General features: G+C 68.2%; 12 protein-coding genes. 2 read left to right on the top strand and 10 right to left on the bottom strand.

Annotated features, from left to right (window positions below; translation table 11 throughout):
- Positions 1–65 precede the first annotated feature (65 nt).
- From I4X03_RS06020 to I4X03_RS05985, 8 genes are all read right to left on the bottom strand, one after another.
- Positions 66–578 (bottom strand): MarR family winged helix-turn-helix transcriptional regulator, encoded by a 513-nt coding sequence (locus I4X03_RS06020; protein ID WP_223467121.1) that lies wholly within the window; start codon positions 576–578, stop codon positions 66–68.
- A gap of 27 nt (positions 579–605) precedes the next feature.
- Positions 606–2,252: an AMP-binding protein gene (locus tag I4X03_RS06015; RefSeq protein WP_223467120.1), complete on the bottom strand. Its 1,647-nt coding sequence runs from the start codon at positions 2,250–2,252 to the stop codon at positions 606–608.
- Positions 2,253–2,329: 77 nt separating this feature from the next.
- The gene (locus I4X03_RS06010; RefSeq protein ID WP_223467119.1) at positions 2,330–3,046 is read right to left on the bottom strand and encodes a response regulator; all 717 of its coding nucleotides are present in this window, start codon (positions 3,044–3,046) and stop codon (positions 2,330–2,332) included.
- Positions 3,043–7,353 (bottom strand): hybrid sensor histidine kinase/response regulator, encoded by a 4,311-nt coding sequence (locus tag I4X03_RS06005; RefSeq protein ID WP_223467118.1) that lies wholly within the window; start codon positions 7,351–7,353, stop codon positions 3,043–3,045. Before I4X03_RS06005 ends, I4X03_RS06010 begins: the two co-directional genes overlap by 4 nt.
- An 8-nt stretch (positions 7,354–7,361) precedes the next feature.
- Positions 7,362–8,531 carry a patatin-like phospholipase family protein gene (locus I4X03_RS06000; RefSeq protein ID WP_223467117.1) on the bottom strand — a complete coding sequence of 390 codons (1,170 nt, stop codon included), beginning with the start codon at positions 8,529–8,531 and terminating at the stop codon, positions 7,362–7,364.
- A gap of 61 nt (positions 8,532–8,592) precedes the next feature.
- The gene (gene ggt / locus I4X03_RS05995; protein WP_223467115.1) at positions 8,593–10,371 is read right to left on the bottom strand and encodes a gamma-glutamyltransferase; all 1,779 of its coding nucleotides are present in this window, start codon (positions 10,369–10,371) and stop codon (positions 8,593–8,595) included.
- 73 nt (positions 10,372–10,444) lie between these two features.
- The gene (locus tag I4X03_RS05990) at positions 10,445–11,203 is read right to left on the bottom strand and encodes a 3-hydroxyacyl-CoA dehydrogenase (RefSeq protein WP_223467113.1); all 759 of its coding nucleotides are present in this window, start codon (positions 11,201–11,203) and stop codon (positions 10,445–10,447) included.
- 92 nt (positions 11,204–11,295) lie between these two features.
- Positions 11,296–11,757, bottom strand: a complete 462-nt coding sequence (locus I4X03_RS05985; RefSeq protein ID WP_223467111.1) for a hypothetical protein — start codon at positions 11,755–11,757, stop codon at positions 11,296–11,298.
- A gap of 144 nt (positions 11,758–11,901) precedes the next feature.
- Here I4X03_RS05985 and I4X03_RS05980 point away from each other — a divergent pair, with 144 nt between their 5' ends.
- The gene (locus I4X03_RS05980; RefSeq protein ID WP_223467109.1) at positions 11,902–13,200 is read left to right on the top strand and encodes an acetyl-CoA hydrolase/transferase family protein; all 1,299 of its coding nucleotides are present in this window, start codon (positions 11,902–11,904) and stop codon (positions 13,198–13,200) included.
- On the top strand, positions 13,188–13,667 hold the full coding sequence (locus tag I4X03_RS05975; protein WP_223467107.1) for a DUF6265 family protein: 480 nt from the start codon (positions 13,188–13,190) through the stop codon (positions 13,665–13,667). The genes I4X03_RS05980 and I4X03_RS05975 overlap by 13 nt, the downstream gene beginning before the upstream one ends.
- Positions 13,668–13,697: 30 nt before the next feature.
- Here the strand turns inward: I4X03_RS05975 and I4X03_RS05970 are convergent, their stop codons facing one another.
- Positions 13,698–13,892 carry a DUF1059 domain-containing protein gene (locus tag I4X03_RS05970; protein WP_223467106.1) on the bottom strand — a complete coding sequence of 65 codons (195 nt, stop codon included), beginning with the start codon at positions 13,890–13,892 and terminating at the stop codon, positions 13,698–13,700.
- A gap of 115 nt (positions 13,893–14,007) precedes the next feature.
- On the bottom strand, positions 14,008–16,149 hold the full coding sequence (locus I4X03_RS05965; RefSeq protein WP_223467105.1) for a sodium-translocating pyrophosphatase: 2,142 nt from the start codon (positions 16,147–16,149) through the stop codon (positions 14,008–14,010).
- Positions 16,150–16,322: the final 173 nt, after the last annotated feature.

Here is a 16,322-nt window from a genome sequence, read left to right as displayed (position 1 = left end):
CGCGCCGACGCCCATTCGGCGGATGACGCTGCGCTCTTCCGCCCTACCCGGCGCACCGCGTCGCACTACGTGTCGCCCTGCCCGATTCCGTCCAGCCGCTGCTTCATTTGCGCCAGCAGTTCGATCATCTGCGCCTTTTCCGCGCCAGACATGTCCTTCAGCATCGACGCGATCCATTCCTCGTGCACGATCGCCATTTCGGCAAACGCGCGCCGCCCCTCCTCGGTCAGCTTGACGCTGTAGCCGCGCCGGTCGGTCTGGTGCGGCACCCGCATCACCAGCTGCTCGCGCTCGAGCTGGTCGGTGATGCCGGTGACGTTGCCGCCGGTGACCATCATGCGCCTGGACAGTTCGCCCATGCGCAGGCCGTCGGGGTGACGCTCGAGCTGCGCCATCAGGTCGAAGCGCGGCAGCGTGATGTTGAAGCTGGCGCGCAGGCGGCTGCGGATCTCGTTCTCGATGCGCACCGTGCATGACAGCATGCGCAGCCATAGCTTGAGCGACTGGTGGTGCTCGTCGGTCAGGCGGCTGGCCAGGTCCGGGTGGCCGTCGTCCTGCTGGTCTTCCTGGTCGCGCATCGCGTCCTCGCTGGTGATGGGAGCAGCTTATGGGTGGCGCAGCTTGAAGCGCTGCAGCTTGCCGGTCTCGGTGCGCGGCAGCTTGTCGGCAAACTTCACCGAGCGCGGATATTTGTACGGCGCGATGTCGGCCTTGACGAAGTTCTGCAGCGCCAGCGCCATCTCGGGCGTCGCCTCGAAGCCCGGCTTGAGCACCACGTGCGCCTCGACCACCTGCCCGCGCTCCTGGTCCGGGCAGCCGACCACGCCGCATTCGGCCACCGCCGGATGGCGCAGCAGCACGTCTTCGACCTCGGCGCCGGCGATGTTGTAGCCGGCCGAGATGATCATGTCGTCGGTGCGCGAGCGGTAGTAGAAGTAGCCGTCGGCGTCCATCTCGTAGGCATCGCCGGTCAGGTTCCAGCCGTCGACGACGTAGGCGAGCTGGCGTTCGTCGGCTAGGTAGCGGCAGCCGGTCGGGCCCTTGACCGCCAGCCGCCCGACCTGGCCGGGCGCCGCCGGCTTGCCGCTGGCGTCGAGCACGCAGGCCTGGTAGCCGGGCACCGGCTTGCCGGTGGCGCCGGGGCGGATGTCGGCGCCGGCGGCCGAAATGAAGATGTGCAGCAGCTCGGTGGCGCCGATCCCGTCGATCATTGCCAGCCCGGTTGCCGCCTGCCACGCCTCGCGCGTGGGCAGCGGCAGCGCTTCGCCGGCCGAGACGGTTTCGCGCAGGCTCGACAGATCGTACGCGGCGGCCAGCGCCGCCATCTGGCGGTAGAACGTCGGCGCCGTGAAGCACACCGTCGCGCGGTATTTTTCGATATTCGCAAGCAGGGTGTCGGGCGTGAGCTTCTCAAGCAGGACACCGGCCGCGCCGACCCGCAGCGGGAACAGCAGCAAACCGCCGAGCCCGAAGGTAAACGCCAGCGGCGGCGTGCCGATGAAAATGTCGTCGCGCCGCGCGCCGAGCGTATGGCGCGGGAAGCAGTCGCAGATCGCCAGCACGTCGCGGTGGAAGTGCATGGTCCCCTTCGGAATGCCGGTGGTGCCCGAGGTGAAGCTGATCAGGCAGACGTCATCGGCGGCGCTGTCGGCAGCCGCGAACGGCGCCTGGTGGCGCGCCGCCAGCGCTTCCAGCGAACGCGCATTGCCAGGATCGTTGAAGAACAGCGCGCCATGCGCGACGCCGCCGCTGTCGCCGGTCTCGAGCGCCGCGTCGATTTCCTCGCGCAGCGCGGCCGCGCACAGCACCGCGTCGACCTTCGCCTTGCCGATGATGGTGGCCAGCTCGCGTGCGCGCAGCAGCGGCATGGTGGGCACCGCGATGCAGCCGGCCTTGAACACCGCCAGCACGGCGGCGGCCATCGCCGGGTTGTTCGCGCCGCGCAGCAGCACCCGGTTTCCGGTCGCCAGCCCCAGGTCGTCGCGCAGCACGTGGGCGAAGCTGTCGACCCGCGCCTGCAGCTGCGCGTAGGTCAGGGTCTCGTGTTCGCCGATGACGGCGATGCGCTCGCCCTCGCCGCGCGCGATGGCGCCGTCCAGCAGTTCGGTCACGCAGTTCAGGCGCTCGGGATAATCCAGCCCGGGCAGGTCGAACAAAAAGGCCGGCCACTGGTCGGTCGGCGGCAGGTGCGCTCGGGCGAACCCATCGGTGTAGCCGGATGGAGTCAGTTCTGCTGCGTTCAGCTTTGCCATGGTCACGCCGTCGTGGAGGTAAGTTGCGGAAACTTTAATCCTAAACTATTCCCCCGGCAAGCCCTTTTTGATCTGCGTCAATGTCCTGCCAGAAGCGGCTGCGCGAGGGCCGTCTGGGCCAGCACCGAACGCAGCGCCTCGAGCAAGACCGCATGCACCTGGTCGCCTTCCTGCCCGCCCGCTCCGAGCGCGTCGAACGCGTCGGCGGCGCCGGCCAGGCCGAGCGTGGCGCAGCCCTTGCGCAGGCGCTCGATGCGCTCGCGCGCCGCCTCCGCTTCGCCGCGCGCGGCCATGGCGTCGATCTCGCCGCTGGCGGCGGTGAGCTGGGCCTGGAACCCGCCCAGGTAGGCCAGCAGGCGGCGCGCGTCGATGCGCAGCCGCGCGATGGTCGCGGCCGGCGGCTCGGCGCGGTGCACCCAGCCTTCGGGCGCCTCGGAAAATGCCGCCAGGTGCACCTTCACCTGGCCGGCCTGGAACGGCTTGACGATCAGGCCCGAGACGCCCAGCGCGCTGGCCTGGTCGAGGGTCGCGCTGTCGGTGCTGGAGGTCACCAGGATGAACGGCATCGCGCTGAAGGCGTGGTCGGCGCGCACCCGTTCCAACAGCTCCAGTCCGGACACGCGCGGCATGCGCAGGTCGCAGAACAGGAGCGCCGGCCGCAGCCCCGCCTGCAGCTGCTCCCACGCGTCCTGGCCGTCGGCGGCCTCGCTGATCTGATACCTGCCGCAACTGTCCACCAGGTGCATCAGCACCATGCGCGAGACCACGTCGTCGTCGACCACCATCACCTTCATGCAGCATCTCCAGTATTCATGCGGGCGGCGGCAAAGCCGTCCAGCAGCGCGTACAGCGGCGCACGCGCGGTATCGATCAAGTCCCAGTGGCCGGCGTCGGCGGCCGCTTCGAGTTCGCCGCACAGCGCCTGCAGCGCGCTTTCATGCAGGTGGGCGGCGCTGCCTTTGATGCCGTGCAGCAGGCGCGCCGCCGCTTCCTGGTCGCGTGCCGCGATGGCAGCATCCAGCTCGGCGCGGCGCGCCGGCACATCGGCGGCGAATGCGGCGCGGATACGCCGCTGCAATGCGTCCTCGCCCGCGCCCGGCGCTGCGGCCGGCCGCGCCCCGGTCTGCACGCCGAACATCGCATCGAGTTCGCTGGTGCTCGGTCCCTGAGGCGGCATCGGCGCCAGTGCGACGCCGCGCGCCAGCTGGCGCACCACCGCCTGGCCCAGCTGGGCGTGCAGCGCCGCTTCGTCGATCGGCTTGGTCAGGAAGTCGTCCATGCCGGCGGCCAGGTAGCGCGCCCGGTCTTCTTCGCTGGCGTTGGCGGTCAGCGCGACGATCATCAGGCCGGGATCGCGCACCGGCGCGCCGGCCGGGCCGCCGGCGCGGATCAGCCGGGTGGCGCTGGCGCCATCGAGTTCCGGCATGCGGCCATCCATCAGGATCAGGTCGTAGTCGGTGCGCGCGCAGGCCGCCGCCGCCAGCGCGCCGTTGCCCACCACGTCGGCGTAGTGGCCAAGGTCTTCGAGCATGGTGCGGATGATGATCTGGTTGGTCGGGAAGTCTTCCGCGCACAGCACCGTCAGGCGGTGCGAATGCGGCGCCAGCGGCACTTGCGGCGCCTGTTCGGGCTTGCGGCCCGGGGCCAGCGGCAGCACGAAGCTGAAGGTGCTGCCGGCGCCCTCGACGCTCTCGGCGGTCACGGTGCCGCCCATCAGCAGCACCAGCTCGCGGCAGATCGCCAGGCCAAGGCCGGTGCCGCCGTAGCGCCGCGTGGTGGTGCTGTCGGCCTGTTCGAACTTCTGGAACAGGCGCGCCAGCGCTTCCGGTGCGATGCCGATGCCGGTGTCCTGCACCGAGAAGCGGATCATGTTGACGCTGGACGGCGCATCGCCGGCGGCGCGCTCGACGCGCAAGGTCACCCTGCCCTGCCTGGTGAACTTGAAGGCGTTGCCGACCAGGTTCACCAGCACCTGGCGCAAGCGGGTCGGGTCGCCGGCGACAAAGCGCGGCAGGTCGTCGCCCAGTTCGATGATGAACTCGACCCCCTGCGCCGCCGCCTGCTCCTCGAACAGGCTGGCGACGGTGTCGATCTTGTTCTCGAGGCTGAAATCGATGTGTTCGAGCGCCAGCTTGCCGGCCTCGATCTTGGAGAAGTCGAGCAGGTCGTTGATGATCGCCAGCAGCGAGCGGGCATTGGCCTGGCCGCGCCCGACCTGCTCGCGGGTGGCCGGCTGCAGCTTCTGGTCGCGCAGCGCGAAGCCCAGCATGCCGATCACGCCGGCCAGCGGGGTGCGCATCTCGTGGCTCATGTTGGCCAGGAATTCCGACTTCTGGCGCGTCGCTTCTTCAGCCCGGCGCTTGGCAAGGCTGAGCCGCTCGGACAGCACCGAGATGTCGCGGTGCGCCTGTTCGACGTTTTCCTTCTGGCGCTGGACCTCTTCTTTCTGGCGCTCGGCGTCCGCGCGGCGGCGCTCGGCCTCGGCGCGCTGGCGCTCGGCCTCGAGACGCTCGGCTTCCAGTTCGCGCTTCTGCTGTTCCAGCAGCCGGTTCTGCTGTTCGATCTCCTCGGTGCGCGCGCTGACCTGGCGTTCGAGCAGCGCCTTCTGGCGCCGCAAGCCGGACAGCCGCCCGCGGTAGGCCAGCCACGCGCATCCCAGCAGCATCAGGGTGGCCAGGGTGCGGAACCACCAGGTCTTCCACACCGGCGGCAGGATCGTGATGACCAGCGGCTCGCCGGGCACGCCCCACACGCCGTCCTTGTTGGCGGCCTTGACGCGGAAGGTGTAGGTGCCCGGATCGAGGTTGGTGTAGGTGGCGAAGCGGCGCCCGGCGCTGGTATCGACCCACTCGCGGTCGAAGCCCTCCAGCTGGTAGGCGAAGCGGTTGCGCTGCGGCGCGGCGTAATGGAGCGCCGCGAACTCCAGCGAGAACACCGAGTCGGAGGCATCGAGCGTGAGCGCGCGCAGGCGCTCGACCGGTCCCTTGACCAGGCCGGGGCGCGCCTGATCCACCGGCTGGTTGAAGATCTGCAGCCCGGTCACCACGGCGCGCGGCGGGATGCGGTTGTCGGTAATCGCGGCCGGGTTGAAGGCGGTAACGCCATTGAAGCCGCCGAAGTACAAGGTGCCGTCGGGCGCACGCAGGGCCGACCCGTCGAAGTAAGCGCCCTCGATGGTGCCGTCGCTGGCGCTGTAGTTGCGCCACTTGCCGGTGCGCGGTTCAAGCCGCGAGATGCCGGTATTGGTGCTGACCCACAGGAAGCCTTCGCCGTCTTCAAGGATCGCGGCGACGGCATCGTCGGACATGCCGTCGCGGACGGTGTAGCGCCGGAAGCTGACCTTGCCGCGCGCGTCGATGTGCATGCGGTTCAGGCCGCCCGCGGTGCCGACCCAGATGGTGCCTTTGCTGTCTTCCAGCAGGTAGTGGATTTCGTCATGCGACAGGCTGGCGGGATCGTCGGCCGCATGGCGGAAGTGGCGGAAGGTGCCGCTCTTGCGGTCCATCAGGTCCAGCCCGTCGAAGGTGCCGACCCAGAAACGGCCGGCGCGGTCTTCGAGCAGCGGGCGCACCACGTCGTCGGCCAGCGAACCCGGGTCGCCCGGTTCATGGCGGTAGCTGGCGACCTTGCGCGTGGCCGGGTCGACCCGGTGCAGGCCGCCGCGCGTGGCCACCCAGATGCTGCCGCCCCGGTCGGCCAGCATGCCGCGTACCTTGTCGCTTTCCGGGTCGCCCAGCGAGGTGCGGGTGAAGCGGCCGGTGGCCGGGTCGAAGCGCGTCAGCCCGGCGTCGCCTCCGGCCCACAAGGCGCCGCCGCGGTCGCGCGCCAGCGCGCCGACACCCATGTCGGCCAGGCTGTTGGGGTTGTCCGGGTCGTGCCGGTAGACGCGCGCCATGCCGGTCAGCGGATCGTAGTGATTCAAGCCGCTGTTGGTGCCGAACCACAGCTTGCCTGCGCCGTCGTCGGCGATCGCGCGCACCTTGTTGCCGGACAGCGCGCCGGCGGCGTCGGGCTGGCGCATGATGCGCGAGAAGCCGCCGCTGTTCAGGTCGACCCGGCTGACGCCGGCGAACCAAGTACCGACCCACAGCGTGCCGAGGCGGTCGCGGTACAGCGCCGATATGCGGTTGTCGGCCACGCTGTGGGCGTCGCCCGCGAGATGGCGGTGGGCCTGGAAGCGGCGCGCGCGCGGGTCCCAGCGGTACAGGCCATCGGCGTAGCTGCCCACCCAGATGCTGCCGTCGGCGTCCTCGTACAGGCTGGCGATCATGCCTGCCCTCAGGCCAGCGGCCGCGCCGAGCCGGCGCCGCACCAGCGGCTCGCCGTGGGCGCGCACGGCGGCCGCGCTGCGTTCGAGGCCGCCCATGCTGGCGATCCACAAGGTCTGCTGGGCGTCGACGACCAGCGCCTGCACCGCGTTGAAGCGCAGGTCGCCGTCGCCGACCGGGTGGTGCACGAAAGTGCGCGCGCCGGGCGCCAGGCTGTCAAGGCCGGTCGCCGTGCCGACCCACAGCTGGCCGCTGGCGTCGACCGCCAGCGCGTTGACCTGGTCGTCGGCGAGGCTGGACAGGTCGCCAGGCACGTTGTGCCACACCGTGAACTTGCCGGTGGCCGGATCGAGATGCTGCAGGCCGTCGCTGGTCGCGACCCACAGGCCGCCCTCGCCGTCGTCGGCGATCGCGCGGATATGCCGGTTGCCATTGCCGCGCCTGACCGTCTCCTGCGGGAAGTAGTGGGTGAAGGTATTGGTGGCCGGATCGAAGCGATCGATGCCGCCGTCGGTGCCGATCCACAGGTCGCCGCGCTCATCGACATGCAGCACGCGGATCCAGTTGTTGACCAGGCTGCCGGGATTATCGAGCTCGTGGCGGTAGACCACCACGCTGTAGCCGTCGAAGCGCGACAGGCCGGCCTGGCTGCCGAACCACATGAAGCCGGCGCGGTCCTGCACGATCGCCAGCACCGACTCCTGGGCCAGGCCGTGCGCCACGCTGAGGTGCTCGAAGCGCAGCGAGCGCGCCGGCGCGACCGCCTGGCTGCTGGCGACCAGTAAGCCGAACAGCGCCAGTGCCGCCAGCCATTGCCTGGCGGTGCGCGTCATGTCACGCCTCATGAGGCGAAGAAGGCCAGGACGTCGTCCTTGCGCTGCTCGGTGTCGGTTCGCCCCAGCGCGATCAGCTCGCGCGTATAGCTCGCTTCGAACAGCAGGTAGGACGCCAGCGCCGAACCGCGCGCCTCGGTGGCGCCGATCCCCGACAGCAGCGTGCGCACCGGCTTGGGCAGGCTGCCGATGTGGCGGCTGGCGATATCGTCGAGCCGTTCGGACGGCGCGATCACCAGCAGGTCGACTGGCTTTAGCGGCGTCATGTCGCGGTACTCGCCCGGCAGCAGCGACAAGGTCAGGTTGATGCGGTTCAGGCGCTCGATATCGACCGCCAGGCTGTCGAGGAAGATCGAGGACATCGCGTGGCCGGCGATCTGCGCCAGGCTCGGGTAACCGGGGTTGGCCGGGCCGTTGTGGCGCGGCTCGGCCAGGCGCCCGGCGCCGACCACCAGCACCTTGGTCGCGCCGAGGTGGATCGCCGGCGAGATCGGCGCCAGCTGGCGCATCGAGCCATCGCCGCAGTATTCATGGCGGCCATCGACGAACAGCGGCACCGCCGGGAAGATGAACGGGATCGCCGCCGACGCCAGCAGGTGCTCGACGCCGATCTGGTCCTGCAGCGCGATGCGCTGCATGCGCACCCACGGCGCGATCTGGCTGGCGGACTGGTAGAAGGTCAGGTGGTTGCCGGCGGTGTATGACGAGGCCGTCACGGCCAGCGCATGCAGCAGGCCTTCGGACAAGGCGGCGTCGAGGCGCGGCAGGTCGAGCATGCGGTGCAGCAGGCCGACCAGCGGCGTGTTGTCGAGCAGCGAAGCCGGCGGCGCGGCGCGCCATTTGCGCAGCAGCCAGCCGAACGACAGCAGCGACAGCCAGCGCGCGCCCGAGCGCAGCACGCCGATCGAGTCGGCGCGGTAGACCTGTTCGACGGCGATGTTCTCCCACACGTCGAGCAGCTTTTGCACGCCCTCGCCGAAGTTATCGGCGCGGCAGGCCAGCGCGGTGGCGTTCATCGCGCCGGCCGAGGTGCCGCAGATGATGTCGAAGGGCGAGCGCGCAGGCGGCCAGCCGGCCTCCCACAAGATGCGCGATATCGCCTGCAGCACGCCGACCTGGTAGGCGGCGCGTGCGCCGCCGCCGGTGAGAATCAGCCCGGTTTTTTGATTTAATCCCATACAGCAAGGTTAGCAGGCAATGTCCTCCAAGCGGTAGCAAAAGTTGCCGCCAAGTGGACACTTAGTCGCCCTTGGCAACGCCTTCGCGGCGCGGATCGGCGCCGCCGAACCAGAACTGCTGGCCGTGGATCGTCAGGCGCTGGATGCCGTGCAGCCCCGAGTTCATGTCGTAGCTGCGGATCTGGTGGCCGCGCGCCTTGAGCGCGTCATGCACGGCGGGTGAAAAGCGCCCCGCTTCCAGCTCGGTCGGGCCGTTGCGGCTGCCGAAGTTCGGCAGGCTGATGGCCTGCTGCACGTTCAGGCCCCAGTCCAGCGTGCCGACCAGCACCTTGGCGACGTAGTTGATGATGGCCGGGCCGCCGGGCGAACCGACCGCCAGCACCAGCTTCCTGGTCTTCTTGTCGAACACGATGGTGGGCGACATCGCGCTGCGCGGACGCTTGCCCGGCTCGACCCGGTTGGCCACCGGACCGTCGGCGTCCTTCGAATCGAACGAGAAGTCGGTCAGCTGGTTATTGAGCAGGAAGCCGCGCACCATCTGGCGCGAACCGAAGGCGTCTTCGATCGTCGTCGTCATCGCCAGGCCCGCGCCGCTGCTGTCCATGACCACCAGGTGCGAGGTCGACGGGGTTTCGATCGCATTGTCGGTACCCCAGGCGACATCCATGCCCGGCGGCTTGCCGGCCTTGGCCACGCCGATAGACTTCTCGCCGATCAGCGCGGCGCGCTGCGCCAGGTAGGTCTTGTCGAGCAGGCTCGGGATGCCGCGCCCTGGCAGCGGGACGAAGTCGGTGTCGGCCGCGTAGCGGTTGCGGTCGGCGTAGGCCAGGCGTCCGGCTTCCGAGAACAGGTGCACCGCGTCGGCGCCGACCTTGCCGTCGACCGGGGCCAGCGCGCGCATGTCCCTGGTCTCGAGGATGCCGAGCATCTGCGCCACCGCGATGCCGCCCGACGACGGCGGCGGCATGCCGCACACCGTGAAGCTGCGGTAGTCATTGCACACCGGGGTGCGCAGCCTGGCTTGGTAGCCGGCGATGTCGGCAGCGCTCAGGAGGCCGGGATTGGTCGGATGCGCGGCCACCTTGGCGGCGATGTCGCGCGCGATGTAGCCCCGGTAGAAAGCGTCGGCGCCGCCGGCGGCAATCGCGCGCAGCGTATCGGCCAGCGCGGGATTCTTCAGCAGGTGGCCGACCGGCCATGGCTTGCCGGCCTGGTCGTAGAAGTAGGCCGCGGCCACCGGGTCCTTGCGGATATGCTTGTCCCACAGCAGCATGCCGTTGAGGCGCTCGCTGACCGGGAAGCCGCGCTCGGACAATCCGATCGCCGGCGCGAACAGCGTCTTCCAGGGCAGCTTGCCGTGCTGCTTGTGCGCCATCTCGAGCATGCGCAGCAGGCCCGGCGCGCCCACCGAGCGGCCGCCCACCACACCCTCGGTGCGCGAGACCGGGGTGCCGTCGGGCTTCTGGAACAGGGTCTCGGTCGCCTTGGCAGGCGCGGTCTCGCGGCCATCGAAGGCCTGCACGTCCTTGCCGTCGTAATGCACCAGGAAGGCGCCGCCGCCGATGCCCGACGACTGCGGCTCGACCAGGGTCAGCACCAGCTGGGTGGCGATGGCGGCGTCGATCGCCGAACCGCCCTGCTTGAGGATGGTGTAGCCGGCTTCGACGGCCAGCGGGTTGGCCGCGGCGACCATGAACTTCTTCGACGCCCAGCCAGCCTTGTCGGTGTAGTTGATGCCCACTTCCGGCGCGGCTTGCGCGGCGTCCTGCGCAAGCACCTCTGCCTGCGCGAACGCGCCTGCCAACAGCGCAGCGAGCGCCAGCATCTTCAACTTGACCATGAACTCTCCTCCGGAATAAAAAAAGGCGCGCGACCAAGGCCGCGCGCCCGATACTCTTGCAATGCTACATCAATTACTTCGGCTGCATCCGGATCGCACCGTCCAGGCGGATCGTCTCGCCGTTGAGCATGGTGTTTTCGATGATGGCCTTGGCCAGGTGCGCGTATTCGACCGCACGGCCGAGGCGCGGCGGGAACGGCACCATCTTGCCGAGCGACTCGCGCACTTCTTCCGGCATGCCCATCAGCATCGGGGTCTCGAAGATGCCCGGTGCGATGGTCATCACGCGCACGCCGTTGCGCGCCAGGTCGCGCGCCATCGGCAGCGTCATGCCGGCCACCGCCGCCTTCGATGCGCCGTAGGCGCACTGGCCCATCTGGCCGTCGAACGCCGCCACCGAGGCGGTGTTGATGATGACGCCGCGCTCGCCGGAGTCAAGGCCTTCGGTCTTCGACATTGCGTCGGCGGCCAGGCGCGCCATGTTGAAGGTGCCGACCAGGTTGATGTTGACGGTACGCTGGAACACGTCGAGCGGGTGCGGGCCGTCCTTGCCGACGGTCTTGACCGCCGGCGCGACGCCGGCGCAGTTGATCAGGCCGCGCAGCGTGCCCATCGCGGTGGCAGCGGCAACGGCGGCCTGGCCGTCGGCCTCGGAAGTGACGTCGCACTTGACGAACTGGCCGTTCAATTCGGTGGCCAGCGCGGTGCCCGCGTCGACCTGCACGTCGGCGATGACAACCTTGCCGCCCGCTTCGGTGATCATGCGCGCGGTCGCAGCGCCCAGGCCCGACGCGCCGCCGGTAACGATGAAGACATTGTCTTGGATTTGCATGGTTTCCTCAGAAAAGTTCTTTTAACGTTTACGTAAACGTCAACCTACAGGATTGTAGCGAACTTTTTACCGGGTCGACCGAAAAACTGCCATTAAAAGCATTGCACGGTGGTGCCGCTGCGCGTGCAGTTGCGCCCGTTCTGGTCGAGCACCGTGTTGCCTACCCCGCCGGTGTAGCGGGCGCCGCCGGTGTCGGTGCAGCCGCCGCCATCGCAGCTGTTCACTTGCGACGGCATCGGCGGGGCTGGCGGCGGCAACGCCGGCATGGGCTGGCCGGAGACGATCGGGCCGCGCGGGGTCAGGGTCGGCCGGTAGCCCTCCGTGACGATGGGCGGCGGCGTGGGCATCCCATCGATGCGCTGATGCACGGCGCGGCGCTTGACCAGCGGCTTTTTGAGTGTCGACGGGTCGGGTTTGAGCGGCAGCGCCTCGGACGCTTTGGCCGCGGACGCTTTGGCCGGCGCTTGCGCCGGTTCCTTGTCCTGCCCGGCCGCGCCAGTGCTGGCCGTTGCCAGTACCACTGACAGGATGGTGACGAATCTCGCGAATCTCATGGTGCGCTCCGGCTGCCTGATCGGTATGCTGTCATTATTGCCCATGCGGAGGGCGCGCACGACCGTCGATACACACCGTAACATTCGGGCCAAGTCAGCGCGCGGTCAGCTTGCCGCGATAGCATGGGCGCACAGGAGACAGCAATGCAAACACCACAACAGCAATACGCCGCAAAAATCTGCAGCGCGGAAGATGCACTGGAGCATGTTCGCGATGGCGACATGATCGTCGTACCCACCGGCGTCGGCGAACCGCCCGCCCTGCTCACGGCGCTGTCGGCCCGGCGCACAAGCTTTCACGACGTCAAGGTCGCGCAGATCCTGGCGATGCGCAAGTTCGGATATTTTGACCAAGAAACGTCACACCACGTGCGGCATGCCGCGCTGTTCTTCGGAGGCGCCTCGCGCAGCGCCGGCCAGGGCGGCTGGTGCGACTTCATCCCCAACTATTTTTCCGAGATCCCGGTACTGATCGAACGCGGCCTGATGCCGTCCGACGTGGTCTTCGCGATGGCCTCGCCGATGAACGAGCAGGGCTTCTTCGCGCTCAGCCTCGGCACCGACTACACGATGGCGGCGATCGCCAGGGCGCGCGCCGTGGTCCTGGAAGTGAACCCCGGCGTGCCGTTCGCGCACGGCCAGTGCCACGTCCACATCGCGCAGGTGACGGCAATTGTAGAGAGCAACGACGCGATCCTCGAAGTGGGCCTGCCGAAGATCGGCCAGGTGCAGGAAGCAATCGGCAAATATGTGGCCGACATGATCGACGACGGCTCGACCCTGCAGATCGGCTATGGCGGCATTCCGGACGCGGTGGTCATGCAGCTGACGCACAAGCATGACCTGGGCATTCACACGGAAATGCTGGGCGACGGCATCCTGACCTTGATCGAGGCGGGCGCGGTGACCAACCGGCGCAAGACCTTCATGCCGGGGAAGATGGTGGCGACCTTCGCGCTCGGCTCGCAGAAGCTGTACCGGTTCATGCACCACAACCCGATGATCGAGATGCACCCGTCGAACTTCACCAACGATCCGTACATCGCCGGCCAGAACGATAACCTGATCTCGATCAACGCCAGCCTGCAGGTCGACCTGCTGGGCCAGTGCGGCTCCGAGAGCATCGCCCACCTGCCCTATTCGGGCACCGGCGGCCAGGTCGACTTCGTGCGCGCGGCGAACCGTTCGCGCGGCGGCAAATCGTTCATCGTGCTGCCGTCGACGGCGAAGGACAACACCATTTCGCGCATCGTGCCGGTGCTGGCCGCAGGCACCCACGCGACCACCAGCAAGAACGACGTCAACTATGTGGTGACCGAATACGGCGTGGCCCAGCTGCGCGGCAAATCTGCCAAGCAGCGCGCGCAGGCGATGATCGCGATCGCGCACCCGGACTTCCGCGCCTCGCTGCGCGAAGCCGCCGACAAGCTGTGCGTGCTGTGATGCGCGCGCTGATCGCCGGCGTGCTCACCTGCGCCATCGGCGCCGCGCAGGCCGGGCCCGGTACGCTGGCGCAGCTTGGCTGGCTGCAGGGATGCTGGCGCGCCGCCGGCGCCGAAGCGGGATCGGGCGAACATTGGATGGCGCCGGCCGGCGGCACAATGCTCGGCATGAGCCGCACCGTCAAGGGCGGCAAAACGGTGGCGCATGAGTTCCTGCAGATCCGCGACAGCGAGCCTGGCAAGCTGGCGTTCATCGCAATGCCGTCCGGGCAGCCGACGGCCAGCTTCGCCGCGCTTGAACTGAGCGGCAACCACGTGGTGTTCGAGAATCGGGCACACGACTTTCCGCAGCGCGTGATTTACCGCCGCGACGGCGACGCCAACCTCACAGCGCGCATTGAAGGCACGCTGAACGGCACACCGAAGGCGATTGATTTCCCGATGCAGCGTAGCGGCTGCGGGCCTTGAGCGGGGCGATGGCCGCCCCGCGGCCGGCGGCTAGGCCGTCGGCGCTCCTTCGTGCATTGCTTGCTTGAGCTGCCCGCGTAACTCCGGGCTGTCCTGGTGCCCGTGCACGGCGACCGCGTGCTGGACGGCCGCGTCGAGCAGTTCGTTTTCGCTGTCCGCTGCGATCGTGACGGAACAATGAGACTCGCTCGGAACCTCACGGCAGTCGATGAATTTGCGTCCCATGGCAACCTCCTGCGATAAGTCATCTGGCCGTTCCAGTATACGCGGCAGCCACGGGACTTCAAGCCGGCGCGGCGATAGCCGGCCAGGCGCCTGACGGCGACCGGCCGGGCCGCGCTTACTGCACAGGAGCCGGCGGAGGCGCCACGACCGGCGTGTCGATCGTGGTTGGCGTGATCGGCGCCGGGGCGTGCATCGCCGCAGGGTCGGTGACGGCGATCCAGCCCTTGACCGGCAGCAGCGGCACCATCAGCAACGCCACGATGTTGATAATCTTGATCAACGGGTTGACGGCTGGGCCGGCGGTGTCCTTGTACGGGTCGCCGACGGTGTCGCCGGTGACCGCGGCCTTGTGCGCCTCGGAGCCTTTGCCGCCGTGGTTGCCGTCCTCGATGTACTTCTTCGCGTTATCCCATGCGCCGCCGCCGGTGGTCATCGAGATCGCCACGAACAGGCCAGTGACGATGGTGCCCATCAGCAGGCCGCCCAGCGCCGCGGAGCCAAGCAGCATGCCGACCAAGATCGGCACCACCACCGGCAGCAGCGACGGGATGATCATTTCCTTGATGGCCGAGGCAGTGAGCATGTCCACCGCCTTGTCGTACTCGGGCTTGCCGGTACCGTCCATGATGCCCTTGATGTCGCGGAACTGGCGGCGCACTTCGATGACCACCGCGCCAGCGGCGCGCCCTACCGCTTCCATCGCCATCGCCCCGAACAGGTAAGGAATCAGGCCGCCGATGAAGAGGCCGACGATGACCATCGGGTCCGACAGGTCGAACGCGATGTCCTGGCCGACGTCCTTCAGCGCGTGGGTGTAATCGGCGAACAGTACCAGTGCCGCCAGGCCGGCCGAACCGATCGCATACCCTTTGGTGACCGCCTTGGTGGTGTTGCCGACCGCGTCGAGCGGGTCGGTGATGGCGCGCACCGAATCGGGCAGGCCCGACATTTCAGCGATGCCGCCCGCGTTGTCGGTGATCGGGCCGTACGCGTCGAGGGCAACGATGATGCCGGCCATTGACAGCATGGCCGTCGCTGCGATCGCAATGCCGTACAAGCCGCCCATCTGGTACGAGGCCAGGATCGCGACGCATACCGCCAGCACCGGATAGGCGGTCGACTTCATCGACACGCCAAGGCCGGCGATGATGTTGGTGCCGTGGCCGGTGGTCGAGGCTTCGGCGATGTGGCGCACCGGTTTGAATTCGGTGCCGGTGTAGTACTCGGTGATGTAGACCATCAGGCCGGTGAGCACGATGCCGACGACGGTGCAGCCGATCATCGTCATGCGCATGGCGTCGCCGCTCCAGACCATCCAGGTGACGACGCCGAAGCCGATCAGCGACAGGATCGCCGCCCACCACAAGCCGGTGTACAGCGCCGACATGATCTTCTTGCCCGGCTTGGCCTTGACCATCGAGCAGCCCACGATCGAGCCGATGATCGAGACCGCGCCAAGCAGCAGCGGGTAGACCATCGCCCGCACCGCTTCGGCGTCGACGAACACCAGCGCGCCAAGCAGCATGGTGGCGATCAGGGTGACGACATAGGTTTCGAACAGGTCGGCGGCCATGCCGGCGCAGTCGCCGACGTTGTCGCCGACGTTGTCGGCGATGACGGCCGGGTTGCGCGGGTCGTCTTCCGGGATGCCGGCTTCGACTTTGCCTACCAGGTCGGCGCCGACGTCGGCGCCCTTGGTGAAGATGCCGCCGCCGAGACGGGCGAAGATCGAGATCAGGGAGGCGCCGAACGCCAGCCCGATCAGCGGCTCGATGATGTCGTGCGGGGTGGCGTCGAGGTTGCCGTATATCGTGAGATACCAGTAGAACAGCGTGACCCCGAGCAGGCCCAGGCCGACCACCAGCATGCCGGTGATGGCGCCGCCTTTGAAGGCGACGTCGAGCGCCTCGTTCATGCCTTTGGTAGCCGCTTGCGCGGTGCGGACGTTGGCGCGCACCGACACGTTCATGCCGATGAAGCCGCAGGCGCCCGACAGCACGGCGCCGATCAGGAAGCCAACCGCGGTCTGGGCGCCAAGCAGCAGCCAGATCCCCACCAGCAGCACCACGCCGACCATGCCGATGGTGCGGTACTGGCGTCCAAGGTAGGCGGCAGCCCCCTCCTGGATCGCCTGTGCGATCTCTTGCATCCTGGCGTTGCCAGGGTCTTGCTTGAGAATCCAGCTACGCGTCCATAGGCCGTAGATTACCGCGATGAGTCCACACGCTACCGCAAATACGAGAAAGCTCGCTGCCATAAAAGTCCCCTTGTTTTTCTAATCAAGTAACACAAAAACACATCCGAAAGACCGCTTACCAGTCCAACAACTGCGTACTGCAAAACTTTGAAACCAAAAAAACCGGACTACCCGCGCGACGACTACTCCGCGCGCAGGCTTTATTCAGCGAGCATGAAAAAAGCGGACCGCGG

The sequence above is a fragment of the Massilia soli genome, from assembly GCF_016809835.1.
GTDB lineage: Bacteria > Pseudomonadota > Gammaproteobacteria > Burkholderiales > Burkholderiaceae_D > Telluria_A > Telluria_A soli.
This window is presented reverse-complemented; position numbering and strand designations above follow the sequence as displayed.

Excerpts from the sequence above, each read along its gene's own strand:
- I4X03_RS06020 (WP_223467121.1), bottom strand. The coding sequence starts at position 578 with ATGCGCGACCAGGAAGACCAGCAGGACGACGGCCACCCGGACCTGGCC.
- I4X03_RS06015 (WP_223467120.1), bottom strand. The coding sequence starts at position 2,252 with ATGGCAAAGCTGAACGCAGCAGAACTGACTCCATCCGGCTACACCGAT.
- I4X03_RS06010 (WP_223467119.1), bottom strand. The coding sequence starts at position 3,046 with ATGAAGGTGATGGTGGTCGACGACGACGTGGTCTCGCGCATGGTGCTG.
- I4X03_RS06005 (WP_223467118.1), bottom strand. The coding sequence starts at position 7,353 with ATGACGCGCACCGCCAGGCAATGGCTGGCGGCACTGGCGCTGTTCGGC.
- I4X03_RS06000 (WP_223467117.1), bottom strand. The coding sequence starts at position 8,531 with ATGGGATTAAATCAAAAAACCGGGCTGATTCTCACCGGCGGCGGCGCA.
- ggt (WP_223467115.1), bottom strand. The coding sequence starts at position 10,371 with ATGGTCAAGTTGAAGATGCTGGCGCTCGCTGCGCTGTTGGCAGGCGCG.
- I4X03_RS05990 (WP_223467113.1), bottom strand. The coding sequence starts at position 11,203 with ATGCAAATCCAAGACAATGTCTTCATCGTTACCGGCGGCGCGTCGGGC.
- I4X03_RS05985 (WP_223467111.1), bottom strand. The coding sequence starts at position 11,757 with ATGAGATTCGCGAGATTCGTCACCATCCTGTCAGTGGTACTGGCAACG.
- I4X03_RS05980 (WP_223467109.1), top strand. The coding sequence starts at position 11,902 with ATGCAAACACCACAACAGCAATACGCCGCAAAAATCTGCAGCGCGGAA.
- I4X03_RS05970 (WP_223467106.1), bottom strand. The coding sequence starts at position 13,892 with ATGGGACGCAAATTCATCGACTGCCGTGAGGTTCCGAGCGAGTCTCAT.
- I4X03_RS05965 (WP_223467105.1), bottom strand. The coding sequence starts at position 16,149 with ATGGCAGCGAGCTTTCTCGTATTTGCGGTAGCGTGTGGACTCATCGCG.